23 protein-coding genes are annotated in these 26,397 nt (G+C 68.3%); 14 read left to right on the top strand and 9 right to left on the bottom strand.

The window, feature by feature from the left end:
- Positions 1 to 167 precede the first annotated feature (167 nt).
- The 5 genes from panD (at position 168) to AXE84_RS02615 (ending at position 5,799) form a co-directional block, all read left to right on the top strand.
- A complete protein-coding gene (gene panD, locus AXE84_RS02635) occupies positions 168 to 623 on the top strand; it encodes an aspartate 1-decarboxylase (RefSeq protein ID WP_009406478.1) in 456 nt (151 codons plus the stop codon).
- A 79-nt stretch (positions 624 to 702) separates the two neighbouring features.
- A complete protein-coding gene (locus AXE84_RS02630; protein ID WP_060956728.1) occupies positions 703 to 1,902 on the top strand; it encodes a hypothetical protein in 1,200 nt (399 codons plus the stop codon).
- A gap of 103 nt (positions 1,903 to 2,005) precedes the next feature.
- Complete coding sequence (locus AXE84_RS02625; RefSeq protein WP_060956727.1) at positions 2,006 to 3,694, top strand: lysine--tRNA ligase; 1,689 nt, start codon at positions 2,006 to 2,008, stop codon at positions 3,692 to 3,694.
- Between the two features lie 193 nt (positions 3,695 to 3,887).
- On the top strand, positions 3,888 to 5,189 hold the full coding sequence (locus AXE84_RS02620; protein WP_060956726.1) for an AAA family ATPase: 1,302 nt from the start codon (positions 3,888 to 3,890) through the stop codon (positions 5,187 to 5,189).
- 61 nt (positions 5,190 to 5,250) lie between these two features.
- Entirely contained in the window at positions 5,251 to 5,799 is a 549-nt protein-coding gene (locus AXE84_RS02615) for an RloB family protein (RefSeq protein WP_060958116.1), read from the top strand.
- Here AXE84_RS02615 and AXE84_RS02610 read toward each other — a convergent pair.
- The 6 genes from AXE84_RS02610 to AXE84_RS02585 form a co-directional block, all read right to left on the bottom strand.
- Positions 5,796 to 6,338, bottom strand: coding sequence for a DivIVA domain-containing protein (locus tag AXE84_RS02610; protein ID WP_060956725.1), 543 nt, complete (start codon positions 6,336 to 6,338; stop codon positions 5,796 to 5,798). The two genes, AXE84_RS02615 and AXE84_RS02610, sit on opposite strands and share 4 nt — an antisense overlap.
- A 50-nt stretch (positions 6,339 to 6,388) precedes the next feature.
- Positions 6,389 to 6,958 carry a DivIVA domain-containing protein gene (locus AXE84_RS02605; protein WP_060956724.1) on the bottom strand — a complete coding sequence of 190 codons (570 nt, stop codon included), beginning with the start codon at positions 6,956 to 6,958 and terminating at the stop codon, positions 6,389 to 6,391.
- A complete protein-coding gene (locus tag AXE84_RS02600; protein ID WP_060956723.1) occupies positions 6,955 to 7,692 on the bottom strand; it encodes a pentapeptide repeat-containing protein in 738 nt (245 codons plus the stop codon). Before AXE84_RS02600 ends, AXE84_RS02605 begins: the two co-directional genes overlap by 4 nt.
- A 210-nt stretch (positions 7,693 to 7,902) precedes the next feature.
- On the bottom strand, positions 7,903 to 10,116 hold the full coding sequence (locus AXE84_RS02595; protein WP_060956722.1) for an FtsX-like permease family protein: 2,214 nt from the start codon (positions 10,114 to 10,116) through the stop codon (positions 7,903 to 7,905).
- A complete protein-coding gene (locus tag AXE84_RS02590) occupies positions 10,113 to 10,949 on the bottom strand; it encodes an ABC transporter ATP-binding protein (protein ID WP_060956721.1) in 837 nt (278 codons plus the stop codon). Before AXE84_RS02590 ends, AXE84_RS02595 begins: the two co-directional genes overlap by 4 nt.
- Complete coding sequence (locus AXE84_RS02585) at positions 10,946 to 11,470, bottom strand: PadR family transcriptional regulator (protein ID WP_060958115.1); 525 nt, start codon at positions 11,468 to 11,470, stop codon at positions 10,946 to 10,948. Before AXE84_RS02585 ends, AXE84_RS02590 begins: the two co-directional genes overlap by 4 nt.
- Positions 11,471 to 11,657: 187 nt before the next feature.
- Between AXE84_RS02585 and AXE84_RS02580 the strand changes: the two genes are divergently transcribed.
- Genes AXE84_RS02580 through fepB form a run of 4 tightly spaced genes read left to right on the top strand, consistent with a single transcriptional unit; the run spans position 11,658 to position 15,920 of the window.
- Positions 11,658 to 12,719 (top strand): FecCD family ABC transporter permease, encoded by a 1,062-nt coding sequence (locus AXE84_RS02580; RefSeq protein ID WP_396230398.1) that lies wholly within the window; start codon positions 11,658 to 11,660, stop codon positions 12,717 to 12,719.
- A complete protein-coding gene (locus tag AXE84_RS02575; protein ID WP_060956719.1) occupies positions 12,716 to 13,834 on the top strand; it encodes a FecCD family ABC transporter permease in 1,119 nt (372 codons plus the stop codon). Before AXE84_RS02580 ends, AXE84_RS02575 begins: the two co-directional genes overlap by 4 nt.
- Positions 13,831 to 14,823 carry an ABC transporter ATP-binding protein gene (locus AXE84_RS02570; protein WP_060956718.1) on the top strand — a complete coding sequence of 331 codons (993 nt, stop codon included), beginning with the start codon at positions 13,831 to 13,833 and terminating at the stop codon, positions 14,821 to 14,823. The genes AXE84_RS02575 and AXE84_RS02570 overlap by 4 nt, the downstream gene beginning before the upstream one ends.
- Positions 14,820 to 15,920 (top strand): Fe2+-enterobactin ABC transporter substrate-binding protein, encoded by a 1,101-nt coding sequence (gene fepB / locus AXE84_RS02565; RefSeq protein ID WP_060956717.1) that lies wholly within the window; start codon positions 14,820 to 14,822, stop codon positions 15,918 to 15,920. The genes AXE84_RS02570 and fepB overlap by 4 nt, the downstream gene beginning before the upstream one ends.
- A 125-nt stretch (positions 15,921 to 16,045) precedes the next feature.
- On the opposite strand, the gene AXE84_RS02560 is transcribed toward fepB, so the two are convergent.
- From AXE84_RS02560 to gabT, 3 genes are all read right to left on the bottom strand, one after another.
- Positions 16,046 to 17,578, bottom strand: coding sequence for an NAD-dependent succinate-semialdehyde dehydrogenase (locus tag AXE84_RS02560; RefSeq protein ID WP_060956716.1), 1,533 nt, complete (start codon positions 17,576 to 17,578; stop codon positions 16,046 to 16,048).
- A 39-nt stretch (positions 17,579 to 17,617) separates the two neighbouring features.
- On the bottom strand, positions 17,618 to 18,868 hold the full coding sequence (locus tag AXE84_RS02555; RefSeq protein WP_060956715.1) for a Glu/Leu/Phe/Val family dehydrogenase: 1,251 nt from the start codon (positions 18,866 to 18,868) through the stop codon (positions 17,618 to 17,620).
- 80 nt (positions 18,869 to 18,948) lie between these two features.
- On the bottom strand, positions 18,949 to 20,271 hold the full coding sequence (gene gabT / locus AXE84_RS02550; RefSeq protein WP_010614462.1) for a 4-aminobutyrate--2-oxoglutarate transaminase: 1,323 nt from the start codon (positions 20,269 to 20,271) through the stop codon (positions 18,949 to 18,951).
- Positions 20,272 to 20,463: 192 nt separating this feature from the next.
- Between gabT and AXE84_RS02545 the strand changes: the two genes are divergently transcribed.
- The 5 genes from AXE84_RS02545 to AXE84_RS13165 all read left to right on the top strand — a co-directional run bounded on the left by AXE84_RS02545 (position 20,464) and on the right by AXE84_RS13165 (position 26,242).
- Complete coding sequence (locus AXE84_RS02545; RefSeq protein WP_060956714.1) at positions 20,464 to 22,044, top strand: PucR family transcriptional regulator; 1,581 nt, start codon at positions 20,464 to 20,466, stop codon at positions 22,042 to 22,044.
- A gap of 300 nt (positions 22,045 to 22,344) precedes the next feature.
- Positions 22,345 to 23,772 (top strand): aminobutyraldehyde dehydrogenase, encoded by a 1,428-nt coding sequence (locus AXE84_RS02540; RefSeq protein ID WP_060956713.1) that lies wholly within the window; start codon positions 22,345 to 22,347, stop codon positions 23,770 to 23,772.
- Between the two features lie 30 nt (positions 23,773 to 23,802).
- Entirely contained in the window at positions 23,803 to 24,663 is an 861-nt protein-coding gene (locus tag AXE84_RS02535) for a universal stress protein (protein WP_060956712.1), read from the top strand.
- Complete coding sequence (locus AXE84_RS02530) at positions 24,660 to 25,991, top strand: APC family permease (RefSeq protein WP_236750110.1); 1,332 nt, start codon at positions 24,660 to 24,662, stop codon at positions 25,989 to 25,991. The genes AXE84_RS02535 and AXE84_RS02530 overlap by 4 nt, the downstream gene beginning before the upstream one ends.
- Complete coding sequence (locus tag AXE84_RS13165) at positions 25,907 to 26,242, top strand: hypothetical protein (RefSeq protein WP_236750233.1); 336 nt, start codon at positions 25,907 to 25,909, stop codon at positions 26,240 to 26,242. The genes AXE84_RS02530 and AXE84_RS13165 overlap by 85 nt, the downstream gene beginning before the upstream one ends.
- Positions 26,243 to 26,397 lie beyond the last annotated feature (155 nt).

Here is a 26,397-nt window from a genome sequence, read left to right as displayed (position 1 = left end):
GCGCGAGGACGCACCCTCAAGCGCCAGACCCGTCGCCCTATGGCGTGTTCTCGAGAACCGTTGGGCCGGGCCTGGCCTCGCTCAGGTCCGACCGTTCCTGTCAGGTCGCTCACCCTGTGCCGCACCGTACAGTGCGCCGGGCCCGGCGCCGTCTACGCTGTGCGGCGATGAGTTCCCGCACCCGGACGATGATGACGTCCAAGATCCACCGCGCCACCGTGACCCAGGCCGACCTCGACTACGTCGGTTCCATCACGGTGGACATCGACCTGCTCGAGGCCGCCGACCTGCTGCCCGGCGAGCGCGTCGACATCTGCAACTGCACCAACGGCAACCGCCTGTCCACCTACGTCATCCCCGGCGAGCGCGGCGCGGGCGAGATTTGCGTCAACGGCGCCGCCGCCCACCTGGTCGGCCCCGGCGACGTCGTCATCCTCATCGCCTACTCCCAGATGTCCGACGCCGAGGCCCGCACCTACCTGCCCCGGGTCGTCTTCGTCGACGAGGCCAACCGGATCGTGGAGCGGGGCACCGACCCCGGCCAGATCCCGGCCGACTCCGACGTCGCCCGCCTCCAGGGCCTGCGGCCCACCGGCATCCCCCTGGCCGAGGCCCGCGCCTAACCGCACTGCGGGCGGGCCGCTCTACCAGGCCGTCCCGAACCGCCCCGGACACCGCCGTGCTCCGATAAGGTCGGGAAGCATGCTGGGGCAGTTCAAGGACGAGGACATCTACGAGCTCTACACCACTCGAGAGCTGACGATCGAGGGTGTGCGCGCGGCGCTGCCGGACCTCACCGTCGAGGGCAACGACGGGGACGGAACCCACCTGCGTATCCGCGATGGTCACCTGCTGGTCCTCGAACTGGAGGAGACCTCTCTGGACGTGCAGCTCGACTTCGTCGACTACGTCAAGGAGGTCTCCGGCTACCCCGATCTGCCCTACTGCTACCGGCTCACCTGGCCCAAGAGCTGGTTCCGAGGCGGCTCGGCCACCAAGAGGGCCCTGGCGTCGGCGCAGACCCTCGCCCGCTGGAACGACGGCGTCGTGGCCCTGTTCTTCGAGCACGTGGTACGGCCGCAGGAAGCCCTGTCCGTACCCGACTTCAATCCCGACGTCTACGAGAAGGACTGGGAGCGGCTTGACGAGGACGTTCAGGTGGTCGAGATGCGGGCCTACGTGCGCGAGTCTGTCTGCCCCGATCCGGTCAAGGCCTGGATGCGCGCCATCTGGCGAGTGGCCCCGCACTGGAGCCCCACCGAGTACACCGGCCAGGCACGCATGCTGCCGCTGAGCGAGACCACGATCGAGGCCGCCGATGATCGCAGGTATGTCGATGACGTCGGGGTCTTCCTGACCGGGCCCGCGCCGATCAGTACGGCGACGTTCTTTGGCCTCAAGGAGGATCCTCACGGCATGTACATGGTTGAGTGGGTGGCCGAGTTGGCACCCCTCAGCCCCGGCGACCTGGACCTCCTCCACGAGCTGCTGCTCGAGGCCTGCGACGAGCTCGGCGCCGATCTGGCCTGGGCGCAGGTCCTCGACGGATGGCAGTACTCCTACGACGGCGACGTCATGCCCGGCTACTTCAGAGCCGAGCAGCCCCAGTCCCTGGCCGCCGACGGCGTCATCCTGAGCGGACTTCCCTCCATCCCGGTCCCGTGGTGCTACCTCGGGCCCGACTACACCAGGCTGCTCTCCGCCTTCCTCTTTCGCACACCACCCCAGTGGGAGCAGCGCCCCACGGCCCGCGGCACCGCCCTGCGCCTGAGTCGGGTTCCGGTCAAGGGTGAGGCCCTGGGCCCCACCTGGTTCCCGGCCGAGTACTGCGTGTCCGTGCACCGCAGCCGGAAGGGAGAGGAAACCGTGACCGGGGCAGCCGTCGTGCCCACCTGGACCTGACCGGTGGAACCGCCGCCCGATGTGACCAGGATCGGAGGTGGATCGGGCGTCGTCGGTCCCCAGGGGGCGTCCGGGGAGGGCCTGCGCCGTTAGACTCCTTCACGTGACAGACGAGAGCACCCCCAGCCCCGACCCGACCGCCACCGACGCCGCCGGCACCCAGTCGCCGAAGTCTGCAGACGATTCATCGGCCCAGCCCAAGCAGCCCAAGGCCGACCCGGGCCCGGGCGAGCAGTTCGAGGTCCGCGCCGGCAAGCGCGAGCGCCTACGCGGCGAGGGCTGGGACCCCTACCCGGTCTCCGTGCCCGTCACCACCACCATCGCTGCCGTGCGCGAGGGCTACGCCCACCTCGAGGCCGGGCAGGAGACCGACGATGTCGTCGGCGTGGCCGGCCGCGTCGTCTTCCTGCGCAACACCGGCCGCCTGTGCTTCGTCACCCTCCAGGACGGGGCCGGCACCACTCTGCAGGCCATGCTCTCGGCCAAGGCCCTGCCCGCCGAGGGCCACACCGCGCTCGCGGCCTTCAAGGCCGACGTCGACCTGGGCGACCACCTCTTCGTCCACGGCCGCGTCATCTCCTCGCGCCGCGGCGAGCTGTCCGTCATGGCCGAGCCGGTCCTGCGCGAGGGCGCCGAGGCCGCCTCCGCCGGGGACGACGACGTCGAGGTCCCCGCCTGGCGGATCGCCTCCAAGGCGCTGCGACCCCTGCCCAAGACCTGGACCAACGAGGCCGGCGAGGCGGTGACGCTCTCGGAGGAGCAGCGCGTGCGCCGTCGTGAGCTCGACCTGCTCACCCGGCCCGCCGCCCGCGACATGGTGCGCACCCGCGCCGCCGTCGTGCGCTCCATCCGCGAGAACTTCTTCCGCCGCGACTACCTGGAGCTGGAGACCCCCATGCTGCAGGTCATTCACGGCGGGGCGGCCGCGCGCCCGTTCATCACCCACATGAACGCCTTCGACATGGATCTCTACCTGCGCATCGCCACGGAGATCTACCTCAAGCGCGCTGTGGTCGGCGGTGTGGACCGCGTCTTCGAGATCAACCGCAACTTCCGCAACGAGGGCGCCGACTCCTCCCACTCCCCGGAGTTCACGGCCCTGGAGGCCTACGAGGCCTACTCCGACTACGACGGCATGGCCGAGCTGACCCGCAACCTCGTCCAGCAGGCGGCCCGGGACGCCTTCGACCTGCCTGAGGGCGGCGAGGTCGTCACGCTGGCCGACGGCACCGAGTACGACCTGTCGGGCGAGTGGGACAAGATCGACCTCTACACCTCCGTCTCCGAGGCCCTCGGTGAGGAGATCACCGTGGAGACCCCGCGCGAGCAGCTGGTCGCCCACGCCGAGAAGATCGGCCTGGAGATCGACGACTACGCCGTGGCCGGCAAGGTCGTCGAGGACATCTTCGAGGAGCTCGTCGGCAACAAGCTGTGGGCGCCCACCTTCGTCTACGACTTCCCCGAGGACACCTCGCCGCTAACCCGCTACCACCGCAGCAAGCCGGGCCTGACCGAGAAGTGGGACCTCTACGTGCGCGGCTTCGAGACCGCCACCGCCTACTCCGAGCTCGCCGACCCCGTGGTCCAGCGCGAGCGCTTCGAGGCCCAGGCGCTGGCAGCCGCCAAGGGCGACCCCGAGGCCATGATCCTGGACGAGGACTTCCTGGTGGCCATGGAGCAGGGCTTCCCGCCCAGTGGCGGCATGGGCATGGGCATCGACCGCCTCCTCATGGTGCTCACCGGCCAAGGCATCCGCGAGACCATCACCTTCCCGCTGGTCAAGCGGGGCTGAACCGTACTCCGCCTCCGCGGCCATAGCGCCGGCCGGCCATCGTCGCCTTTGAGCGGACGGTGACCGGCCGGCGCTTTGTCATGGCAGCCCGGCGGGTCTCAACCTTGGCGCTCGAATGGCGAGGTTCGCGCCATGAGAGTTGACTTTTAGGAAAAAACTTCCCAAAACGAGTTGTTCGCACTAGGGTGGCGGTATGTTGCTGGACTTCACCGTGGCGAACTACTGCTGCTACGCAGAGGAGGTGACCCTCGATTTCACTCGGAGTTCGCTCAAGACTCTGACGCCGCGCGGCGGCTCCTCCTGGCGGGAGCAGACGTGGCGAGTGGCGGCGATCTTCGGCGCTAACGCTTCAGGCAAGTCGACCCTCCTGGATGCGCTTGACTGCCTCCACCACGCCATCGGGGGGCAGCGGGACATCCTGCACCAGCCCTTCAGTCTCGATCGCGACCACGCGGCACAGCCGTCCCGCTTCACCGTCGGCTTCACCCACGAGAACGAGCGCTACAGCTACAGTGTGGAGGCGCATCGCTGGGGCATCTCACGTGAGGAGCTCTGGGCAGCGGGACAGCGCTGGCGCAAGGTCTTCGTGCGTACCCAGACCCCCGAGGATGACGAGCCCGCGATCGAGGCTGGCGCCACCCTCAAGGGCGCCACGAACGAGGTCCGTCGGATCACGACGCCCAAGGACCTCTTCCTCGCCGTGGCTCTGAAGTACAAGCACGCCTCTCTTGCTCCGATCGCGCGGAGCTTGAGAACTATGCGTTTCATCCACCACAGTGATGACGAGCGTACCTCACGTCTGCGATGGGTGATGAGTCGTCTCGCAGAGGACCCCGAGCAGTGGACTGGTATCGCGAACGCCATCGCTCAGGTCGCCGACCTTGGTGTTGTCGGTCTTGAGCTTGAGGAGCAGGAGGTTCCTCAAGAGGTGCTTGACCTCCTGAGACGGTTTCCGTGGAGCGAGGACGAGGATGCTGAGGTCCCCGCCGAGGTGCTCAACGAGCTTCAGCGTCACCTCGTCCTTCACCACCGTGGTGCCGGCGGCGAGGAGTATTCATTAGCGAGCAGCCAGCAGAGTCAGGGCACTCTCACCTGGCTGGCGACGGTCGGTCCCGCCATCGATGCCCTGCGACTGGGTCAGGTGTTGTGCATCGACGAGCTCGATGCGAGCCTCCATCCGACGCTGACCGCCACGCTGGTGGACATGTTCAAGGACCCGGACCTCAACACCCGAGGCGCCCAGATCGTCTTCACGACCCATGACACGGCGCTCCTGGACAACTCTCCCGTCCAGCTCCTGGAAGCGGGTGAGGTGTGGATGACGGAGAAGTCGTCCTTCGGTGCCAGTGAGCTCTTCTCGCTCGCGGACTTCCCCTCCAACCGCAAGGGCACGAACAAGCAGCGCCGCTACCTCGCCGGAACCTTCGGTGCTATCCCTCGGGTAGACACCTCCAGCCTCCGCCGGTACCTCTCAACGCCGGCGGAGGCGAAGTGAGATGACGCCACCGAGAAGGAGGCGACGCGCTCAACTATCCGAGCGGCGCACCGTTCTCCTCGTGACCAACGGGCGGGTCACCGAGAACGACTACCTGCAGCAGTTAGGCCAACGCACAGACCGATCCCGGATATCGGTCAAGGTGAAGGTCATCGATGGCGACCCGCTGACCGTCATCAAGGAGCTCAGCGGACCTCGATCAGATCTCAGCGAATACGAGGAGGTGTGGGTCGTCGTCGACCACGATGGCCGGGATCGTCATGACTTCCTGGCCGCATGCCGGAGGCTGAGCAGCAAGCGGACCGTTGTGCACGGTGTTGTTTCTGTACCGTGCTTCGAGGTCTGGCTCAACGCCCACTACGCCCCCGTGAAGAACTACCAGAACCAGGCTGATGCGCAGACGCACTACCGGGAGCTGACGGGACTAAGCAGTAAGGACGCGAAGATGCTGCCGGACGACTTCCCCTGGGACAGGGGTGGGCAGGCCGCGGCCAGGTGCCATCTGCCGACGGAAAGCCTCCCAGAGCCTGATACTCAAGGACCTTGCCCATCGACAACGATGCCCCACCTGCTCCGTAGTCTAGGACTCCTCAGTGCTGACGACCTCTAGAACCCGGTCATTCCCGAGCGGCGCTGGGCGGCCTCGAGCTCGGCGCGCAGGTAGGCGTTCTCCTGCTGGAGCTGGGCGATGTACTGGTCGCGCTGCGCAATGGCCTCGGCGTACTGGGCATCACCGGTTCCGTCGGTGCCGCTCGGCGCGGCGTACGACGCACTGCCGTACGCGTTGACTCCGCCGTCCCACGAGCTGCCGCCCCACTGTGCTTCATATCCGGAGGCCTGTGCGCCACCCTCCAGGTATCTCAACGTCTCCACGACGTGGTCGAGGAAGCTGTCGACCTCATCCTGCTCGTAGCCTTCCCGGAACCTGGTGCCGTGGAACTTCTTGCTCTGCACGTCGTCAGCCGTGAGCACCTTGACGCCGGCGATGTTGGAGGCATACCCAGTGGAGTTAGTTCCTGCCTGGAGAACCCTCAGCGTGCTGGCGATCTTCTCAAGAAAGCTATCAACCTCGTGCTGTTCGTAGCCCTCTCGGAACTGGGTGGCCGTGAACCTCACGTTGTCCACGTCATTGCTCGTCAGGATCGTCATGTGTCCTGGTCCTCTCTACGACTGTGTGGTGGCAGATGCGGCGGCGAGGCCTAGACCCCTGTCGTCCCCAGCCGGCGCTGGGCGGCCTCGAGCTCGGCGCGCAGGTAGGCGACCTCCTGCTGGAGCTGGGCGATGTACTGGTCGCGCTGGGCGATCGCCTCGGCGTACTGAGAGCCGCCGGCTTCGGCTCCGCCCGGGGCGTACCCCGCCTGAGCCGGGCTCATACCGTAGGTTCCGCCACCGTACGCCCCGCTATAGGCCCCGCCGGCTCCGGCGCCGGGCTGGCCGGCGAATGCGCTGGTGCGCGCCTGCGCCTCGAGGGCCTCCATCGTCGAGACCACCTGAGCGAGGAAAGCATCAACCTGGTCGATGTGATACCCCGACCACCGGGTGGTCGAGAACCGGATGTTCCTGACGCCCTCGGAGGTCAGGAGGATCTCGGCCTTCCAGTGCGAGGGGCCCGACGATGCCTGCGAGGTGCCGAGTCGTTCCTCGAACTCCCGCATCGTGGTGGTCACTTCGTCGAGGAACTCGTCGACCTCATCCTGGTTGTAGCCCTCCTTGAATGAGGAGACCTGGAACTTCACGTTGAGGACGTCGTCAGCTGTCAGCAGCGTCATGCTCCTCTACTCCTTGTTGCCACATTCTGTGCGTGATCCCGATCCGTGACCCGCAGTTCCAGGTGCTGCGCCAAGAGCGGCGCGAGCTCACTGAGCTGCTGGCTGTTGATGGTCGCCCCGGCCAGGGAGCCGACCCCGCTGACCACTCTCATCTCCAGTCCGCGCAGGTCGACGTCGCTCAGGCCCCCGCCGTGCAGGCGCAGCGTGCCCACCCGGCAGTCCTCGAAACGGACCCGCTGAGCGTCGATTCCGCTCAGGTCCAGCTCGTCGATCCGGGTGGCCCTGATGAGGACGTCGCGTAGAGCGGTTCCGGCGAGGTTGACGAAGCCCAGGCGGCAGTTCTCCATGAGGAGCGACTCGACATCAGCGTCATAGAGCTCCCAGGCCCCGATACGGGAGTCAACCAGCTCCACCGTGCGCCAGGTGGAGCGCGGACTGTGAAGGTAGGTGGCGCTCAGGCGCTCCAGGCGGCAGTCGACCAGCCGCGCCGCGGCCAGGTCGGTGTCATTGGCGAAAACCTCCGAGAACCGGCAGCCGAGCAGCGTGAGCGCAGACAGGTCGCCGCCGCTGAGGTCCGCCTCGACCAGCGCCAGGTCCTCGACCATCTCACCGGCGGTGAGCTCATCGGCCTCGCCGTCGCGCAGGCGACCCAGATCCGGTGCCGCGAGGACCGGCGGCCTCGGGCAGGCCGCGGCGGAGGAGCCTGCGGCCGTGTCGATCCGTCCTGAGGTCATGGTCTTGTTCTATCGCAGATCGGCTCCGGGCACCGGGGGTTGTTCTCCCCGGTTCCCGGGTGCGCAGGAGGGATAGGTGTCCATATCGGAGACAAAGGAGCTCGTAGGCCGTCACTCCGTCGAGAAGAACCGCGAAATCATGCGGTTTTCTTTTCTGCGACTGAGGCTGATCGCGGCCTTTGTCTCCGCTATGGACACTGTGGGCCGTTTCTACTCGAATCGGACGGTGGAGTCCGCCAGCATGCGCCGGCCGTAGCGGGCACTGGCCAGGGTCGTCACCACCACCAGCGCCAGGCACGCCAGCAGCACCAGCCAGTAACCGCCGTCCGGCCAGCTGATGTGGCGGCCCGAGACGCCGCCGATCAGCGACCATGCGGTCAGCCAGCCCAGGCCGATGCTCATGGCCAGGGCGGTGGCCGCCGGCAGCGCCGCCTCGTAGGAGACCATGGAGCGCAGCGTCGCCGCCGGCATGCCGACCAGCCTCAGCAGACCGAGGACCCGCCGACGCCCCAGCAGTGCCGCCACCGTCGAGACCCCGAGCGAGACCGCGGAGATGCCCGCGGCGATGAGGATGCCGATGTAACCGAGCTGGGCGAACTGGTTCTCCATGGCACTGCCCTCAAGGGCCTGGATCGAGCTGGGTGAGGTCGGGGCGGTCCCGAGGGCCAGGCCGGAGGTGGCCAGGCAGGTACGGGCCCGCTCGATGGCCCCGGGGCTGGCCGGGTCCGTCCCCACCAGGATGACGGGCGCGCCGCTCTCACGGGCGCTCGCCAGCTCCGCGGCACTGACCGGCGACGGCGAGGCGGCCGCGTTCTCATACAGCCACCGGGTACTGATGCTCACCGCGCCATCAGGAGCCGCGACATGCGGGGCCCCGAGGGCCTCGGCCTTGTCGGCCTCGAGGATGATCTGACTGTCCTGCTTGCCGTCTCCGCTGATCCTTCCCACGGTCACCGTCGTCACCCCGGGCACGGCGGAGAGCCGGTCGATGGTTCCGCTCAGGGCGCCCTCGTCGCTGACCGCAGGCATCGCCGCGAGCGTCGTGGGGCTCAGGTGCCCACCGCCTTGCGTGACGTCATGGGTCCCTGCAGCGGCCGTGATGGCGACGGCGAACACCGTCATGGCGTAGACGGCGATGACGACGCCCGCCACCGCACGGAAGGCCGCCCGGGGGTGCTGAGCGATCCGGTTGAAACCGATGACCTGCGCCGCGGAGTGGGCCACGGCCCTGCCGCCTCGCGCCACCCACCAGGTCAGGACCGGCCCGGCCCACACCAGACCCAGCATCGCGCACAGGAAGGAGGCGGGCAGCAGGTAGATGGTCAGATCGGAGTCCTGATGGGCCACCGTCGGGGCGCTGACCAGCCCGGCCGTCCCCAGGATGACGGGCGCCAGCGAGATGAGGCGGGGGCGGTCCTCGGTGCGCTCACGGGACCCGCCCAACGGACCGAGGTCGGCTCGTCGCGTGCGCCACCAGGCCACGGCCGCCGCCCCCGCCGTGGTCACGACGACGGCGAGGACCGCGTTGACCGGGGAGCGCAGCAGGTCGGCGTAGTAGAAGCGGCTGGTTCTCAGCGTGATCTGCGCGGCCACGGGGATCATGGCCAGGTAGAGGGCCACGCCCGCCAGGGCGCCGACGAAGGTCGTGGCCCCGATCTCCAGGGCCGCGGTGCGGGCCACCTGCTGCGGTGTGGCCCCGATGAGGCGCAGCGTGGCGAAGCGCTCGGCCCGCTGCGCCGCCCCCAAGTCGGTGACGATCCCGACGAGCAGCAGCGCGGGCACGAGCACCGCGATGGCCCCGACGATCGTGGCGATCCGATACGCCTCGTTCTCAAAGGGGATGCCCTGGAAGGAGGTGACCACCTGGGGCGGGATGTAGAACTCGGAGGCGGCCACGGTCTCCAGGTCCGTCCCGATGACGGCCACCATTGAGTCCGGGCCCTCGACGGCCTCGGGGGACAGGATGCCCGCCTGCTTGCCGTAGCGGTCGCCGAGCTGGTCGGCGGGCAGGGACGCGATGCGCTTGGCCAGGGCCGGCGAGGCCAGGTACTCGCCCCGCTTGGGGACGATGTCGGAGCCCGGGATCTTCACCGAGGTGGTACCCGACTCCGGCAAGGCCACCTTCAGGACGGTGATCGGCTGGTTGCCGACGACGTCGACGTTGCTGGCGACGGCCAGCTCGCCCTCGGTGAGGATGTGGTCGGGCCGGAGGTCGATGTGGTTCGACTGTTCGGAGAGGCCGGGCATGAGGGCGGTGGACGCCCAGCTGGAGCGCATGCTGCGCTCGGGGAAGGCCTGGGCGGCGGCCAGCAGCATGAGGAACAGCGCCACCCCCACCATGACTCCGGCGACGATCCCGGCCAGGCGGCGCCGGGCGGAGCGGTCGTTGGCGACGAGCAGCCGGGTCAGGGCGATGCGGCTCATGACCGGCTCCTCTGACTTCCCGGGTCTCCCGGCTCGGCGTGCCCCGGCCGGCTCGGTCCGGCCACGGTGTGCGTGGCCTCGGGGCCGATGCGACCGTCGCGCACGGTGACCTCCCGGTCGGCATAGGCTGCGACGCGCGCATCATGGGTGATGATGACCAGGCCGGCACTGCGGGAGCGTACCGAGCTCAGGAGCACCTCCATGGTCCGTTCGGCGGCCAGGGAGTCCAGGGAGCCGGTGGGCTCATCGGCGAAGAGGAGGCGCGGGTTGGTCACCAGCGCCCGCGCGACGGCGGTCCGCTGCGCCTGGCCGCCCGAGAGCTGAGTGGGGCGCTTGTCCAGGTGCTCGCTGAGCCCCAGCTCGCCCAGGGGCTCGCGGGCCTGGGCCAGCGCCCGCCGGCGCGCAGTGCCCGCCAGGAGCAGGGGGATGGTGACGTTGTCCAGGGCGGAGAGGTCCGGCAGGAGCTGGCCGAACTGGAAGATGAAGCCGAACTCCTTCAGGCGCAGGCGGCTGCGGGCCGCCTCATCGAGGGTCGTGATGTCCTGCGACACGTCGCCTCCGTGGTAATCGACGCGTCCGGCATCGGGCACGAGCACCCCGGCCATGACGTGCAGGAGCGTGGACTTGCCCGAGCCCGACGGGCCGGTGACAGCCAGCACCTCTCCGGCCCCGACATCCAGATCGACGCCGCGCAGCGCGTGGGTCTGCCCGAAGCTCATCTCCAGGCCGTGGGCGCTCATGATGACGCCGCCCGGCAGGCCGGCCTGGCCCTGACCGGGTGCGGGCGTGACTCCGGCGGCCGTGACGGCGGTGGTGACGCCGGTGGCGCTCATGAGCGCACCTCCTCACGCAGCTCGCTCAGGCGGGCCGCAGTGGTCTCCATCCAGCGCAGGTCGGCCTCGATGTGGAACAGGGCGTGGTCGGCCAGCAGCACCGTGCGCAGGTCTCCGTCCTGCTTGAGGCGGGTCAGCTCGCGCATACGGGCCATGTGCTCGGCGCGCTGGAGGTCGAGGAGGCGTCCGGCGTCGTCGTCGAGCATGAGGGCGATGACGGTCTTGGCGAAGATGTCGGCCTGGACGTCGCCGGCTGGCGTGACCGGAGTCAGCAGCCACTGCTCAACGCTCTGGCGACCGGCGTCGGTGACCTCGTAGCGCTTGCGCTCCGGGCCGGCTCCGGGCTCTGCCTCGACCTGCGTGATGAGCCCGTCGCGCACCAGGCGGGCGAGCGTGGCGTAGACCTGACCGTAGGCCAGTGGCTTGGAAGCGGCGAACCAGTGGTCCCAGGAGCGTTTGAGGTCGTATCCGTGCCCCGGCCCGGCACTGAGCAGCCCAAGAAGAGTGAGTCTGGATTCCATGCCCACGACTATGCGCTGAGTGTATACACCGACGACATACTCCGTGAGGAGGATATGCGCGAGCATGTGCGTGCTGGTGGGTGGGGGTGAGGCCATGAATGAACCAACAGGCCGGCCTGTGTTTGACAGAGCCCGGCCAGCATCTTAGGTTAGGTTGACCTTTGTACATCTGGTGTGGGGAGAGTAGATGCCGATCGGGGTCCTCGGGGACCGTCTTCGCCCCCGTTCTCACAAGGGGACGACGGTGAGCACTCGCGTGATCGCGCGCCGCTCGGCGATCCTCCTGATCGCAGCCGTCCTGCTGGCCCTGTGCCTCCTGGCCTCCCTGTTCGTCGGCTCCTCCCGGATCCCCGCCGGCCAGGTCGCCCACTACCTGCTCCACCCCGATGCCTCCAACGTCAGCTACAACATCCACGTCCTGCGCGTGCAGCGCACCATCCTGGGCGTGCTCGTCGGGACCGCTCTGGCGGTGGCCGGCGCGGTGATGCAGGCCGTCACCCGCAACCCGCTGGCCGAGCCCGGGCTGCTCGGTGTCAACGCCGGCGCCTCGCTGGGCATCGTCTTGGGAACCGCCGCCCTCGGCGTGCTCCCGGTCCCCGGCCAGCTGTTCTTGGCGGCCGGCGGCGCCCTGACTGCCACCGCGCTCGTCCAGGTCATCGGGATGATCGGCGGCTCGACATCCTCACCGGTGCGCCTGGTGCTCATCGGTGTCGCCTTCTCGGCCTTCGCCGGGGCGGTCATCCGGGGTGTCGTCCTGACGATGCCGAACCTGTTCCGCACCTTCATCGACTGGGAGGTCGGCTCCCTGACCCGCACCGACATCCCCCTGCTGCCCGTGGCGGCCCTCGTGGTGGCGGGGACCGGGGCGGCCATCCTGCTGGCCGGCGCCCTGGACAACATCGCCCTGGGCGACGACGTCGCAGCCGCGCTGGGCACCCGGGTCGCCCTCGTGCGGAGCCTGAGCCTGGTGGTCGTCACGCTCCTGTGCGCCACCGCCACGACGGTGGCCGGCCCCATCGGGTTCGTTGGGCTCATGGCGCCGCTGACGGCCTCCTGGCTCATGGGACCCCACCGGGGCTGGATCGTGGCCCTGTGTGCGCTGGGCGGCCCCGTCGTCGTCCTGGCCGCCGACGTCCTGGGGCGCGTCCTGGCCCGTCCCGGCGAGATGCAGGTCGGTCTGCTGACGGCCTTCGTCGGCTCACCCGTCCTGCTGCTCATGGTCCTGCGGATGAAGGACCGGTCCTCATGAGGGGAATCAGACCGGGCCGCGCCGTCTCTCCACCGCGTCTCCCCGCCACCACCGGCCCGCGCCGCAGCCTCCACGTGGGGGCCGACGCCGGACGCCTGTGGATCGTCGTCGGCCGCCGGTCGGTGCTCATCACCCCGCGCCACGTCATCGTCGGCCTCATGCTGCTGGTGCTCAGTCTCGCCGTGGCCGTGGTCTCCCTGCGGTTAGGGAAGTTCCCCGTCACCACCCAGGAGGTCATCGATGCGCTCCAGGGGCAGGGGCGCAAGATCGTCCAGGTCGTCGTCGTGAAGTGGAAGCTGCCCCGGATCGTGCTGGGGCTCGTGGCGGGCCTGGCCCTGGGCGTGGCCGGCGCCCTCTTCCAGACCATCACCCGCAACCCCTTGGGCTCGCCCGACCTCATCGGCTTCAGCACGGGCGCGCAGACCGGGATCCTGGTCAGCATCCTCCTCCTGCCCGGCTCCATGCTCTCGGCCTCCCTGGCCTCCTTCATCGGCGGGGCCGCCGTCGGCACGGTGACCTACCTCGTCTCCCTGCGCGGCGGATTCACCGGCCTGCGCTTCATCCTCGTGGGGATCGCCATCAGCTCCATGCTCGTCTCCGTCAACCGCTGGCTGCTGGTACGGGTCGACGACGACGAGGGCCTGGGCGCCCTCAAGGCCATCACCGGCACCCTCGGGGCCGCCCGGTGGCCGGTGGTGGCTCCGACCTGCCTGGCCATCGGGGTTACCGTCACCCTCATCCTGCTGGCCTCCCGCCACCTGCAGGTCCTGTCCCTGGGGGAGCAGGTGGCCACCATCCTGGGCAGCCCCACCCGCCGAGCCAGCGCCGTCCTCATCCTGCTGGGCACCGTGCTGGTGGCGGTGGTGACGATGGCGGCCGGCCCCATCGGCTTCGTCGCCCTCGTGGCGCCCCACCTGGCCCGTCTCCTCACCGGCTCCCCGCAGTCCCCACTGCTCGTGAGCGGCCTGACCGGGAGCCTTCTGATGGTGGGCGCCGACCTGCTCAGCCAGCTCGTGCTCGAGTCGATGCCAGTGAGCGTGGTGACCAACGCCGTCGGTGGCCTCTACCTCATGGTGGCGCTGACCGTGGCAGCGCGCGGAAGGAGATCCCTGTGACCGACCTGTCCTCCACCGAGGCGAACACCGCCGCCGGACCGGCCGCCCCCGGGGCTCGCCTGGCCGCCCGGGGCGCGACCATCGCCTACGAGCGCCACGTGGTCTCCCGCAACCTCGACGTCGACATCCCCGCCGGTGTCTTCACCGCCATCGTGGGGCCCAACGCCTGCGGGAAGTCCACGTTGCTGCGCGCCCTGGCTCGGTTGCACCGGCCCGCCCGAGGAGCGGTTCTCCTCGACGGCGCCGACATCGTCCGCCTGGGCACCAAGGAGGTCGCCCGCCGGGTCGGCCTGCTGCCTCAGAGCGCCACCGTGCCCGGCGGCATGCTGGTGCGCGACCTCGTGGCCCGCGGTCGCTTCCCCCACCAGGGCCTGTTCCGCCAGTGGTCGCAGCAGGACAGGCAGGCCGTCGAGGAGGCCATGGAGATGGTGGGGGTCACCGAGTTGGCCGCCCGCCCCGTCGACGAGCTCAGCGGTGGCCAGCGCCAGCGCGTGTGGATCGCTCTGGCCCTGGCTCAGGGCACCGAGACGATCCTGCTCGATGAGCCCACCACTTTCCTCGACCTGGCCCACCAGGTCGACATCCTCGAGTTGTGCCGGCGTCTCAATGCCGATGGCCGCACGGTGGTGGCCGTCCTGCACGACCTCAACCAGGCGGCGCGCTGCGCCGAGCACATGATCGTCATGCACGAGGGCCGGGTCCGCACCACCGGCTCCCCGCGCGAGATCCTCACTGAGGACCTCATCGAGGAGGTCTTCGGCCTGGCGGCCGTCATCGCCCCCGACCCGGTGGCCGGCACCCCCATGGTGGTGCCCCGTCACCTGGGCGCGGTCGTGCCGGCCGGCCCTGACCCTGCCGGGACCCGCTCCGCTCCCACTGACTCCACCGGAGGTCCGGCCCCACAGTCTTCTGCCGATCCCGCCTCGGCAGGAACCAGCCCGACTGCTCGTTCCCAGCAGGACGGACAAGAAAGGAACACAGATAAATGAACGCATCCTCGCGGCGCTCCAGCCGCCTGAGGCAGGGCCTCCTCGCCGTGGCGGCCATGGTGCTGAGCACCGGCCTGGTGGCCTGCGGCTCCTCCAACAGCTCGACCTCCGCATCCTCCGCTGGCTCCGCCGGGGCCTCCGGGGCGGCCTCAGCCGGGGCCTCCGGTGCCGCCTCGGCCGCGGCCTCCCCCAAGGTCACTTGGCCGGTCACCATCAAGGGGGACGACGGTGTCGACGTCGAGATCAAGGCCGAACCCAAGAGCATCGTGTCCACCTCCGTGACCCTGACCGGATCGCTGCTGGCCCTCGACGCCCCGGTGGTCGCCTCGACGCCGGCCAAGAAGAAGGATGAGAAGACCGACGACAACGGCTTCTTCACCCAGTGGTCCAAGCAGGCCACTGACAAGGGCGTCAAGGCCATCGACGGCACCGAGGACAACCTCGCCCAGACGGTCGCGGGCAGCAACCCCGACCTCATCATCGTGGCCAAGACGGGACAGGACTCGGCCGCCAAGGTCGTCGAGAGCCTGCGCCAGCTCGAGGTGCCCGTCCTCGTCATCGACTACGGATCGCACTCCTGGCAGGACGTCACCAAGACCCTGGGGCAGGCCACCGGTCGCCAGGCCAAGGCCGACGCCGTCGTCAAGGACTACACCACCAAGGCCGAGAAGGCCAAGGGCGCCATCTCCGTCCCGAAGGGGGCGACCTCGGTCTTCACCGTCCCCGGGGACGGCACCAAGGGCGCCAACGCCTTCACCGAGGAGGCCCCGCAGGCCCAGCTCCTCAAGGACCTGGGCTTCACCATTGCCGCCGTCCCCGACAGCGTCAAGGGCGACCAGTCCATGGGTGAGCGCAAGGACATCGTCCAGCTCTCTCCGGAGAACGTCCAGGCGGGACTGACCGGTGAGAACTGGGTCGTCATTGCCGCCGACGAGACCGCGAAGAACGCCGTCACCACCAACGAGACCTTCAGCTCGGCGGCCCCGGTGACCGGAGGCAAGGTGCAGTACATGCCGCCCTCGTCCTTCCGGCTGGACTACTACTCGGCCCTCGAGATGCTCGAGGCCGTCCAGAAGGCCTACCCCAAGGCCTCGTGAAACACTGATGGCAACACTGACGACCTCAGTGTCAACGCGATGGTGCCCCGGGCTCTCGGCCCGGGGCACCACGTATATCGACGATATCGACCCTCGCGGTCGCGCACTGCTCGGGGACGGGCCCCTCAGCCCCAGGCAACCGAGTAGTACTGAGTCTCCTGGAACTCACGGATCCCTTCACGCGCGCCCTCACGCCCGATACCGGACTGCTTGACACCCCCGAAGGGGGCGGCGGGATCGGATACGAGCCCACGGTTGACACCGACCATCCCAACCTCCATGCGCTCGGCCAGGCGCAGCGCCCACCCGAGGTCGCGGGAGAAGACGTAGCCCGACAGCCCGTAGTCCGTATCGTTGATCCACGTCAGCAGCTCGTCCTCGTCGTCCCAGGTGACGATCGGGGCGACGGGGCCGAAGATCTCGGTGCGCACGATCTCCGCGTCGGGGGCGACATTCGTCAGGACCCGCACCGGGACGAACGCCCCCGGAGACTCCTGGGGCCAGGAGGACTCGGCGTGGACGACGGCGCCCCCGGCCACCGCCCCGTCCACCAGGGCGTTGATCTTGTCGCGGGCAGCCGGTGTCACCAGGGGGCCGATCTGGTTCGCCTCGTCCGCCAGGGCCGGCCCCACCCTCAGGTCGCGGACGACGGCGGAGAACTTCTCGGTGAACTCCTGGGCGACGTCACGGTGGACGTAGAAGCGGTTGGCGGCCGTGCAGGCCTCGCCCCCGCCTCGGAGCTTGGCTTGAACGGCACCCGTCACCGCGGCGTCGATATCGGCGTCGGCCGCCACCACGAAAGGTGCGTTGCCCCCGAGCTCCATGGACGACACCAGGACCTTCTCCGCCGCCTGCTTCATGAGCACACGACCGACCTGGGTGGAACCGGTGAAGGAGACGGCTCGGACCCGGGAGTCCTCGAGCCACGTCGTCGAGACCTCCACGGAACGGCTCGAGGGCACGATGTTCACCACGCCCGCGGGCACGCCGGCCTGCTGGATCAGATGTCCCAGTGCCACCGCCGTCAGGGGCGTGAGGGACGCGGGACGGAGCACCACCGTGCACCCGGCGGCCAGGGCCGGGGCGATCTTGCGGGTCCCCATCGCCGCCGGGAAGTTCCAGGGGGTGATCATGGCGACCACCCCGATCGGGCGGTGCGTGACGATCGTCCGGGTCCCGCCTGCCGGGGAGGAGCCGAAACCGCCCTCGGTGCGCACGGCTTCCTCGGAGAACCATCGGAAGAACTCCGCCGCGTAGAGGACCTCCGCCCTGGCGTCGTCCAGGGACTTGCCGTTCTCGGCGCTGATGAGCACCGCGAGCTCCTCGGTCTGTCCCACCATGAGGTCGAACAGGGTCCGCAGCAGCTCTGCGCGCTGCCGGGGCGGGGTGGTGCTCCAGGCAGGCAGCGCCTCGGAGGCCGCGTCGACGGCGCGTGCGGCATCCACCGGAGTCGCATCCGTGCAGCGTGCGAATACGGCGTTGCTGGCGGGGTCGACGACGTCGAAGGTTCCGCCGTCGGAGGCTGCCGTCATCCGCCCGCCCAGGAGCATCCCCTCCTCGGGGCGGATCCTGTGCAGGTAGTCGGCCAGAGCCGGGTGGGCTCCGAGGGTGGTGTACGCCGCTGTGTCAGTTGCCGCGCCGGGTCGTGTGTCAGCCATGGTTGTGCTCCCTGAGTATCGACTGTCGCCTGCCACGCATCACGGGTAGAGACCGCGGGCGACGTGGGCCTCGGCGACGCGCTTGACGGCCATCGTCGTCGCGGCGGTGCGCAGCGAGAGTCCGTGCTCCCTGGAGAAGTCTGTGACCTCGTTCCAGGCCTTGTCCATCCTGGTGCGCAGGCGCTCATTGACCTCCTTCTCGGTCCACCAGTAGGACTGGTTGGCCTGTACCCACTCGAAGTAGGACACGATGACGCCACCGGCGTTGGCGAGGATATCCGGTACGACCAGGATCCCCTTGTCGGCCAGGATCGCGTCGGCCGTGGGTGTCGTCGGGCCGTTGGCGCCCTCAACGACCAGCTTGGCGTCGATCAATGGCGCGGTCTGCTCGGTGATGACCCCTTCGACCGCTGCAGGAACAACGACGTCGCAGGCGACGGCGAACAGCTCGCTCGCAGGGATCGGGTCCGCGCCGGGGAACCCGTCGACGGTGCCGGTCTCATCCACGAAGGCCTCGAGTGCGGGGATGTCGATGCCCTTGTCGTTGCGAATCGTGCTGTAGACGTCCGCCACGGCCAGAACCTTCACGCCCGCCTCGTGGAGGAAGCGGGCAGCGCCGCGACCGACTTTGCCGAAGCCCTGAACGATCGCGGTGGCCTGCGAGGGATTCACTCCGATGCTCTTCATCGCGTTGAGGACGGAGTAGACGACGCCGCGGGAGGTGGCGGCGGCCCGCCCCTGTGACCCGCCGAGGTTGACCGGCTTGCCCGTGACGGTTCCCAGAACCGTGTGCCCGGTGGCCACCGAGTAGGTGTCCATCATCCAGGCCATGGTCTGCTCGTCGGTCCCCATATCGGGAGCCGGGATGTCCTTGTCGGGGCCGATCAGGGGGATCAGCTCCGAGGTGTAGCGGCGGGTCAGTCGCTCGAGCTCTCGTTCCGAGTGGGCCCGGGGGTCCACCTGGACCCCTCCCTTCGCGCCGCCGTAGGGCAGATCGAGAAGAGAGCACTTCCATGTCATCCACATGGCCAGCGCTCGGACCTCGTCGAGGTCCACGTTGGGGGAGTAACGGATCCCTCCCTTCGCGGGGCCGCGAGAGATGTTGTGCTGGACGCGGTGGCCGATATGCAGCTCCATCGTGCCGTCGTCGCGTCGCAGTGGGATGGCGACCGTCACCTCTTTACGGGCGGTCTCAAGCATGCGGCGCATTCCGTCGTCGAAGCCGAGGAACTGGATCGCCTCGGCGAGCTGCGCCCGTGCATCGGTGAGGGGGTGAGGGGTCGAGGGCATGGAGCTACCTCCTGGGTCGGTCGGGTGGATCAGCGTGATCCGGGGCCGGTGCGGCCTTAAGACGTGGGTGGAAGAGGGGATCAGGGCTGGTCTCGGAGCGCCTGCTCGAGGATCTCCATGCCTTCGGCGAACAGCTCGTCCGGCATGGTCACCGGTGGCAGGAGGCGGATGACATTGCCGTAGGTGCCGCAGGTGAGCAGGATCAGACCGCGTGAGCGCGCGGCCTGCGCGACGGCGGCGGTCAGTGCGGCATCGGGCTTCTGCGAGTCGGGGTCGACGAGCTCGAGAGCCATCATGGCGCCCTTGCCCCGGACCTCGCCGATACGGGGGTCTTTCGCCTTCCACTGCTCCATCAGGCGGATGCCGGTCTCGCCGATCGTGCGGGCCCGTCCCAGGAGATCGTGCTCCTCGATCATGTCCAGGGTCGCCAGGGCGGCGGCACAGGCCAGGGGGTTACCGCAGTAGGTGCCGCCAAGGGCGCCCGGTTCGGCGGAGTCCATGATCTCGGCCGAACCGGTGACCGCCGACAAGGGGGTGCCTCCGGCCAGGCCCTTGGCGGTCGTCACCAGGTCGGGAACGACTCCCTCGTGGTCGCAGGCGAACCACGCCCCGGTGCGGGCGATTCCCGACTGGATCTCATCGGCGATGAAGACCGCGCCGTTGTCATGGCACCAGCGCTGGAGCGCGGTGAGGAAGCCGGGCGCCGGCACGATGAACCCGCCTTCGCCCTGAATGGGCTCGATGATGACGGCGGCGACGGAGGATGCCCCCACCTGCTTCTCGATCTGACTGATCGTGCGCTCGGCGGCGGCCTCGCCGTCCAGTCCGTCGCGGTACGGGTAGGAGCCGGGGACCCGGTAGAGCTCAGGGGAGAAGGGGCCGAAGCCGCCCTTGTAGGGGGCGACCTTGGCCGTCAGTCCCATGGTCAGGGAGGTGCGTCCGTGGAAGGCGTGGTCGAAGCAGACCACTGCCTGGCGGCCGGTGTGCTTGCGTGCGAGCTTGATGGCGTTCTCGACGGCCTCCGCCCCGGAGTTGAACAGCGCGGTCTTCTTCGGGAAGCTGCCCGGGGTCAGGGCGTTCAGGCGTTCGGCGACCTCGACGTATCCGGCGTACCTCGTGACGGCGAAGGAGGTGTGCGTCAGGTTCTCGGCCTGCTCCTGGATTGCAGCGACGACGGGCGCCGCCGCCCCGCCCACGGTTGTCACCGCGATGCCGGATCCGAAGTCGATGAGACGGTTGCCGTCCACGTCCTCCAGGACGCCTCGGTCCGTACGCCGTGCGAATGTCGGCATGGCGGCGGTCAGGGCGCGTGGGAGTGCGGTACCTGCGCGTTCGTCGAGGGCGCGGGCCTCGGGACCGGGCAGAGGAGTGGCGAGATGAATGGTCTGGGGCAGCGTTGCCATATGGACCTCACAGTGTGTCGTGACGGGCGGAGATCTGCCGCGGAACAGGGCGCTCCGGGTAGTCGTAGAAACGTGCTCGGCTATGAGTTCCGTCTCAGGTTATGCCCGCCTCTAGGTCTGAGCACCTAAGCCCAATGCACAAAATCTCGCGAATCCTGTGCGTGATGCATAGAACAGTGTTTGAATCCAGGCATGGTGTTGGTGTCGGATCTCATCGAAGGAGCGGACCTGGGGGTTCGTGCGGTGCTTCTGCCCGCACCGCACGCCGCGGTCACCTGGGTCGTCGCGACCGAGCTCCTCCAACCGGCCTCCTACCTCGAGGGCGGCGAGCTCGTTCTCACCACGGGTCTTGTCATGGCCGATGCGGAGGCGGCCACGTGGCGGGAGTACGTGGCATCACTGGTCGAGGCGGGAGTCGCGGCTCTCGGACTGGGGACCGGCATCGCCTTCGACACCGTGCCCGAGGACCTGCGTGAGGCCTGCAGGGCCGGGCGTCTCAATCTCATCGAGGTCCCCCTCGAGGTCTCCTTCGCCTCCATCAGCCGCGAGGTTGGGGCCATGCTTCAGGCCACCGAGCCTGAGATCGGTGCCGAGGGGGCGGGAGACGAGGAGACCCTGGTCCTGCAACAGCTGACGCGTGCTGCCGCCAAGGACAACCAGAGCGCGATCATGCGCGCCCTGGCCTCGATCCTCCGGGGCGAGGTGTCCCTGCGGGATGCCACGGGACGCACCGTGGTCGGTCCCTTCGGGCCGGAGGCGACGGGAATCGACGACGAGGTCGCCGAGTGCATCGACAGGATCCGTCCGGGAGGGATGCGAGGAGCCGGGGCGGTCGGCCTCGGCGACATGCGGCTGGTCGTCCGCCCGGTCGGCATCACCGGCGAGCCCGAGCGCTACCTGGCGACCGTTCAGCGCGAGACGCTCACGCGCGCTCAGACCCTGGGGGTCGATCTCGCCTGGTCGTTTCTGAATCTCATCGCCGAGTCCTCCAAGGCCTTCACCGGATGGCTCCTCCAGCTCGTGGGGGCCTCCACCCGGCATCTCCTGGCGGGTGACATCGCGCAGGGGCTGGCGCTGGCGGACCAGGTTCAGGAGCTCGTCCTCACACGCCTGCCGTCTCCGGAGCGGCGATCGGTGCCCGCTACCGGTGGTGGTCATCAGTGGCGGGTTGTCTGCCTCGAGGGTGGCAGTGCTGACGTTGCTGGGCTCTCCACAGTGCTGGCCCGCCTGCTCGTCGAGAGTCGGGGGGCTCCGGTGGGGGAGCGGCTTCTGTGGCGCACGGACCGGGGCGGGACCCGCCTGATGATCCTCGGTGAGGTCGAGCGCGTTCCCTCCCTTCTTGAGGACGGCAGCGTCACGCCCTGGACGGAGCGGATGCGGATCGGCGTCAGCGGTCCTGTCGGCGTCACTGATCTGCCGCGGGGCGCACAGCAGGCGCTGTCCGTCTGCACCGGAACTCGGCAGCTCGGACAGGCGGTGTGCTGGGAGACCTCGGGACTGCCGTCGGTCACGGACCTCCTGGACGAGGAGCGGGCCCAAGCCTTCGCCCGCGCTCGCCTCGGGGGCGTCGCCGATCAGCCCGAGCTGCTCGAGCTGTTGAGGATCTACCTCAGCGAGGCCGGGGCGGTGCAGCGCATCGCCGAGCGTCTGGGGGTGCATCGAAACTCCGTCCCCGCACGTCTTGCGCGCCTGAGGAGGGCACTCGGCGTCGACATCGAGGATGCCGAGCAGCGGGCGAATTTGTGGTGTGCGTTACATTTTTGGGCGGAGTGACGGTTTGTCATCTCGCACAAGGGTGACTTTTCCGCGTTTTGATGCGATTCCTTGAAGTGTGGAACGTGATGTTCGACATACTTGGTGGTGTGTGTTTACTATTACGCCGTCACCTAGGACCTTAGCCCGCGTTGTTGTCACAGGACTTGTGGTGCGTCGGGCGCTAGCGGCGATGCGGCCTGCGCCGGTCCTGCGTGAGCTTGGGCAGTAGAGGCCCGAGTCGTCTCCTTTCTTTCGACTCTCGAAACTTCTCACCCCGACACCGACGTCCCGCCGAAGCCAAGAAGCAGAGTGATTCACATGAGCCTTCCTCTCCTCCAGAACTTTATCAACGGAAAATTTATTCCGGCAGCCACCGATGCCACGTTCGACGTCGTGGATCCTCGAACGGAACAGGTCGTAGCGCAGTGCCCGGTCTCGGGTTCCGCCGATGTCGACGCCGCCTACGACGCCGCCCTCAAGGCATTCGAGAGCTGGCGGCTGACAACGCCGGCGGAACGGCAGATGCTCCTGCTCCGGCTCGCCGACGCCCTGGAGGCCAACGCCGACCGTCTCGTCGAGGCTCAGCGCCGCAACACCGGTCAGCTCGCCGAGATGATCCGGGCGGAGGAAGTCGTGACAGGGGCCTCTCAGCTGCGGTTCTTCGCCGGGGCCGCCCGTCTCCAGTCGGGTGTCGCCTCGGGGGAGTACGCCGAGGGTCTAAACTCGCAGATTCGCCGTGAGCCCATCGGCGTCGTCGGGCAGATCGTTCCGTGGAACTACCCCTTCATGATGCTCATCTGGAAGGTCGGGCCCGCTCTGGCCGCAGGCAACACGGTGGTGCTCAAGCCGAGTGAGAACACGCCCGAGAGCGCTATCGTCTTCGCTGAGATCGCCAGTGAGATCCTCCCTCCCGGGGTCTTCAACCTGGTGCTCGGCACCGGCGAGACCGGGCGCCTCATGAGCGCTCATCCGGTGCCCGGGCTGGTTGCGCTCACGGGATCTGTGCGCGCGGGCTCGGATCTCGCCGAACAGGCGGCCGGCAACGTGACCCGCGTTCACCTCGAGCTGGGAGGCAAGGCCCCCGCCGTCGTCTTCGCCGATGCCGACATCGAGGCTGCCGCCGAGGGCATCGCCGCCGCAGGGATATTCAACGCCGGGCAGGACTGCACCGCCGCCACCCGCGTCCTGGTCGAGGCCTCGGTGGCCAAGGAGTTCACCGACGCGTTGGTGCGTCACGTCGAGTCCCTGCGCACCGGTCCGATCCCCGAGGAGGAGGCGTTCTACGGACCCCTGAACAATGCCCGCCACTTCGCCTCCGTGCAGAAGATCGTTGAGGAGCGGCCCGCGCACTCCCACCTGCTGACCGGTGGCCACCGCGTCGGTGAGAGCGGCTACTACTACGCGCCCACCGTCATCTCAGGGCTCAAGCAGGATGACGCGCTCGTGCAGCAGGAGATCTTCGGGCCGGTCCTGACCGTTCAGGAGTTCTCCTCCGACGACGAGGCCCTGGCCCTGGCCAACGGCGTGGACTACGCCCTGTCCTCGTCCATCTGGACGACCGACCACCAGCGTGTCCTGCGATTCAGCAGGGACCTGGACTTCGGCTGCGTCTGGGTGAACTGCCACATCCCCCTCGTCGCGGAGATGCCGCACGGCGGCTTCAAACGGTCCGGCTACGGCAAGGACCTTTCCGTCTACGGCGTGGAGGACTACACACGTATCAAGCACGTCATGAGTGCCCTGTGACGCCCCGGAAGCGAACAGGAGGTCACCCCCATGCGCATTCTGACGGCCTTCACCAATTCGCTCGGCGGTCGAGACTCCTACCACCTAGGGGTGTCTCTCGCTGAAGCGTTCTCGTGCCCACTCGATCTCGTCACCGTCGTCAAGGGCGGCGGGGGACGCTACGTCCTTGACGTCACCGATCACGCCTTCCAGGACGTCGTCGCCACGCAGGTCGACGACTGGATGTCGGAGATCATGGAGGAGCATCGGCCTCGTGTGCCGGTGAGCAAGTACCTGCGGTACAGCCTTTCTTTCCCCGAGGGCATCATCGCCTCGGCCGAGGAGCTCAAGGCCGACCTGCTCGTAGCCGGCGGAGGCCGTCACGGGGTCCTGGGGCGGGTGTCCCTCGGCTCCGTGGGGCAGACGCTGCTCAACTCCTCGACTGTTCCTGTCGCTCTGTCCCCGCGCGGCATGAGGCACGCCCCTCTCGACGGGCTCTCACGCATCACGGTCATGCTGGGCGAGTCCGGTAGGTGGAGGGGAGTGCTCAGTAAGGCCAGGACCTTCGCAGACAGAGCCGGTGTCCCGTTGCGTCTCGTCACGGTGGCCACCGGGGACTCACAGGACACCGCGGAGATCGAGAAGCGGACCGAGTCCCTGCTCGCCGAGGTGCGCCTGGATCTCACCGGACTGGATGATCAGCGTGTCCAGATCGTTCACGCCCACTCCATGAGCGCCGCCGTGCTGGCCATGGAGTGGAGCAGGAATGAGCTGGCCTTCCTGGGGTCGGCGCGCCTGGCCCAGAGCGGGCGCCTGTTCCTGGGGCCGGACGCCAACAAGATCCTGCGGGTCCTGCCGGTGCCGCTCGTCGCCGTCCCGGCTGATCCGGCCGACGTCGGAGGTGGAACATGAGCGCCGCGACCACCAGCTCTGGAGGCGGGCTGTCCAAGAAGGGACTGGCTGAGGGCTCTGTCGGCCTGCTCGGCGCCATCATCATCGGCGTGTCCTGCATCGCGCCTCCGTACACCCTCACCGGCGCACTGGGGCCGACCGCCTCAGAAGTGGGCGAACAGGTGCCGGCGATCTTCCTCGTCGGGTTCATCCCGATGCTCCTGGTCGCCTTCGGATACCGAGAGCTCAATGCGGCGATGCCCGACTCGGGCACCTCCTTCACCTGGGGGACCCGCGCCTTCGGTCCGTGGATCGGGTGGATGAACGGATGGGGGCTGATCGTGGCCACCGTCGTCGTCCTGTCGAACCTCGCGGCCATCGCGGTCGACTTCTTCTACCTGTTGCTCGCACAGGTGACTCGCCGGCCCGCCATTGCGGATCTCTCCGACAACGTATGGGTCAACACCCTCACCTGCCTGGTCTTCATCACGCTGGCGACCTGGATCGCGTATCGCGACATGCAGACCACCCAGAAGCTCCAGTACTGGTTGGTGGGGTTTCAGCTGACGGTGTTCCTCGGCTTCGGCGCGGTGGCGATTTACCGCTACTTCACCGGCACCGCTGTCAATCCGACGCCCTTGAAGCTCGAATGGTTCAATCCCTTCGCCGTCGACTCGCTGGGGACCTTTGTGGCGGGCGTCTCCCTGTCCCTGTTCATCTACTGGGGCTGGGACGTGTCGCTGACGGTCAATGAGGAGGCCGACGACGCCAGCTCCACCCCGGGGCGCGCCGCCGTGCTCACCGTCATGACCATCGTCTCGGTGTACATGTTCGTCACGATCGGATCCATGATGTTCGCCGGTCTGGGGAAGGACGGGATAGGGCTGGGCAATCCTGCGATCCAGGACAATGTCTTCTTCGCCTTGGCCAGGCCGGTTCTGGGGCCGTTCGCGATCCTCCTGTCGACGGCGGTGCTGGTCTCGTCGGCGGCGTCCTTGCAGTCCACCTTCGTCTCTCCCGCCCGCACCCTCCTGTCGATGGGGTATTACGGAGCAATGCCGGAGAAGCTCGGTGAGATCTCTCCGCGCTTCCTGACTCCCGGGCGCGCAACAGTCGTCTCGGCGATCGCCGCCTCGACCTTTTACACGCTGCTGCGCTTCGTATCCACCTCCGTCCTGTGGGACACGGTTCAGACCCTGGGGGCGATGATCGCCTTTTACTACGGGCTCACCGCCTTCGCCGCGGTGTGGTACTTTCGAGGACAGTGGTTCCGCTCGGTGAGGAACTTCTTCTTCATGCTGGTCTCGCCGGGGCTGGGGGTCTCATCCTCTTCTCGCTCCTCGGCCTGACCTTGAAGGACTCCCTAGACCCGGAGTATGGGTCGGGATCGCAGGTCTTCGGCGTCGGTCTCGTCTTCGTCCTCACCCTCGCCCTCATTCTCCTGGGCGTGGTACTGATGCTCGTACAGTACGTCCGAGCACCGGCCTTCTTCCGCGGGGAGGTGATCGCACGATCCGACGCTGTCACCGAGGAGTTGAAGGTGGCAACTGTCTTAGAGGAGGACGATGGTGAAGCCTCCCAGCTCCGTGCTGCGTCATAGATGCAGTGAACCGGAGCGAACACACACATGAAAACAGCTCACTCCGCGCCAGGCCGGCGGAAGGAGCTGAGAGGAATCACATTGTCATCGTATCGACGGCCACAGCTGATCGATGCGCCGGTAATCAAACGCACGATATGTGGACGCCAGGCCGG

The organism is Actinomyces oris (assembly GCF_001553935.1).
Lineage (GTDB): Bacteria > Actinomycetota > Actinomycetes > Actinomycetales > Actinomycetaceae > Actinomyces > Actinomyces oris_A.
This window is presented reverse-complemented; position numbering and strand designations above follow the sequence as displayed.

What these genes read in the sequence shown, in the direction of transcription:
- panD (WP_009406478.1), top strand. Translation starts at nt 168, where the DNA reads ATGAGTTCCCGCACCCGGACGATGATGACGTCCAAGATCCACCGCGCC.
- AXE84_RS02630 (WP_060956728.1), top strand. Translation starts at nt 703, where the DNA reads ATGCTGGGGCAGTTCAAGGACGAGGACATCTACGAGCTCTACACCACT.
- AXE84_RS02620 (WP_060956726.1), top strand. Translation starts at nt 3,888, where the DNA reads ATGTTGCTGGACTTCACCGTGGCGAACTACTGCTGCTACGCAGAGGAG.
- AXE84_RS02610 (WP_060956725.1), bottom strand. Translation starts at nt 6,338, where the DNA reads ATGACGATCCTGACGAGCAATGACGTGGACAACGTGAGGTTCACGGCC.
- AXE84_RS02605 (WP_060956724.1), bottom strand. Translation starts at nt 6,958, where the DNA reads ATGACGCTGCTGACAGCTGACGACGTCCTCAACGTGAAGTTCCAGGTC.
- AXE84_RS02600 (WP_060956723.1), bottom strand. Translation starts at nt 7,692, where the DNA reads ATGACCTCAGGACGGATCGACACGGCCGCAGGCTCCTCCGCCGCGGCC.
- AXE84_RS02595 (WP_060956722.1), bottom strand. Translation starts at nt 10,116, where the DNA reads ATGAGCCGCATCGCCCTGACCCGGCTGCTCGTCGCCAACGACCGCTCC.
- AXE84_RS02590 (WP_060956721.1), bottom strand. Translation starts at nt 10,949, where the DNA reads ATGAGCGCCACCGGCGTCACCACCGCCGTCACGGCCGCCGGAGTCACG.
- AXE84_RS02585 (WP_060958115.1), bottom strand. Translation starts at nt 11,470, where the DNA reads ATGGAATCCAGACTCACTCTTCTTGGGCTGCTCAGTGCCGGGCCGGGG.
- AXE84_RS02580 (WP_396230398.1), top strand. Translation starts at nt 11,658, where the DNA reads ATGCCGATCGGGGTCCTCGGGGACCGTCTTCGCCCCCGTTCTCACAAG.
- AXE84_RS02575 (WP_060956719.1), top strand. Translation starts at nt 12,716, where the DNA reads ATGAGGGGAATCAGACCGGGCCGCGCCGTCTCTCCACCGCGTCTCCCC.
- fepB (WP_060956717.1), top strand. Translation starts at nt 14,820, where the DNA reads ATGAACGCATCCTCGCGGCGCTCCAGCCGCCTGAGGCAGGGCCTCCTC.
- AXE84_RS02560 (WP_060956716.1), bottom strand. Translation starts at nt 17,578, where the DNA reads ATGGCTGACACACGACCCGGCGCGGCAACTGACACAGCGGCGTACACC.
- AXE84_RS02555 (WP_060956715.1), bottom strand. Translation starts at nt 18,868, where the DNA reads ATGCCCTCGACCCCTCACCCCCTCACCGATGCACGGGCGCAGCTCGCC.
- gabT (WP_010614462.1), bottom strand. Translation starts at nt 20,271, where the DNA reads ATGGCAACGCTGCCCCAGACCATTCATCTCGCCACTCCTCTGCCCGGT.
- AXE84_RS02545 (WP_060956714.1), top strand. Translation starts at nt 20,464, where the DNA reads ATGGTGTTGGTGTCGGATCTCATCGAAGGAGCGGACCTGGGGGTTCGT.
- AXE84_RS02540 (WP_060956713.1), top strand. Translation starts at nt 22,345, where the DNA reads ATGAGCCTTCCTCTCCTCCAGAACTTTATCAACGGAAAATTTATTCCG.
- AXE84_RS02535 (WP_060956712.1), top strand. Translation starts at nt 23,803, where the DNA reads ATGCGCATTCTGACGGCCTTCACCAATTCGCTCGGCGGTCGAGACTCC.
- AXE84_RS02530 (WP_236750110.1), top strand. Translation starts at nt 24,660, where the DNA reads ATGAGCGCCGCGACCACCAGCTCTGGAGGCGGGCTGTCCAAGAAGGGA.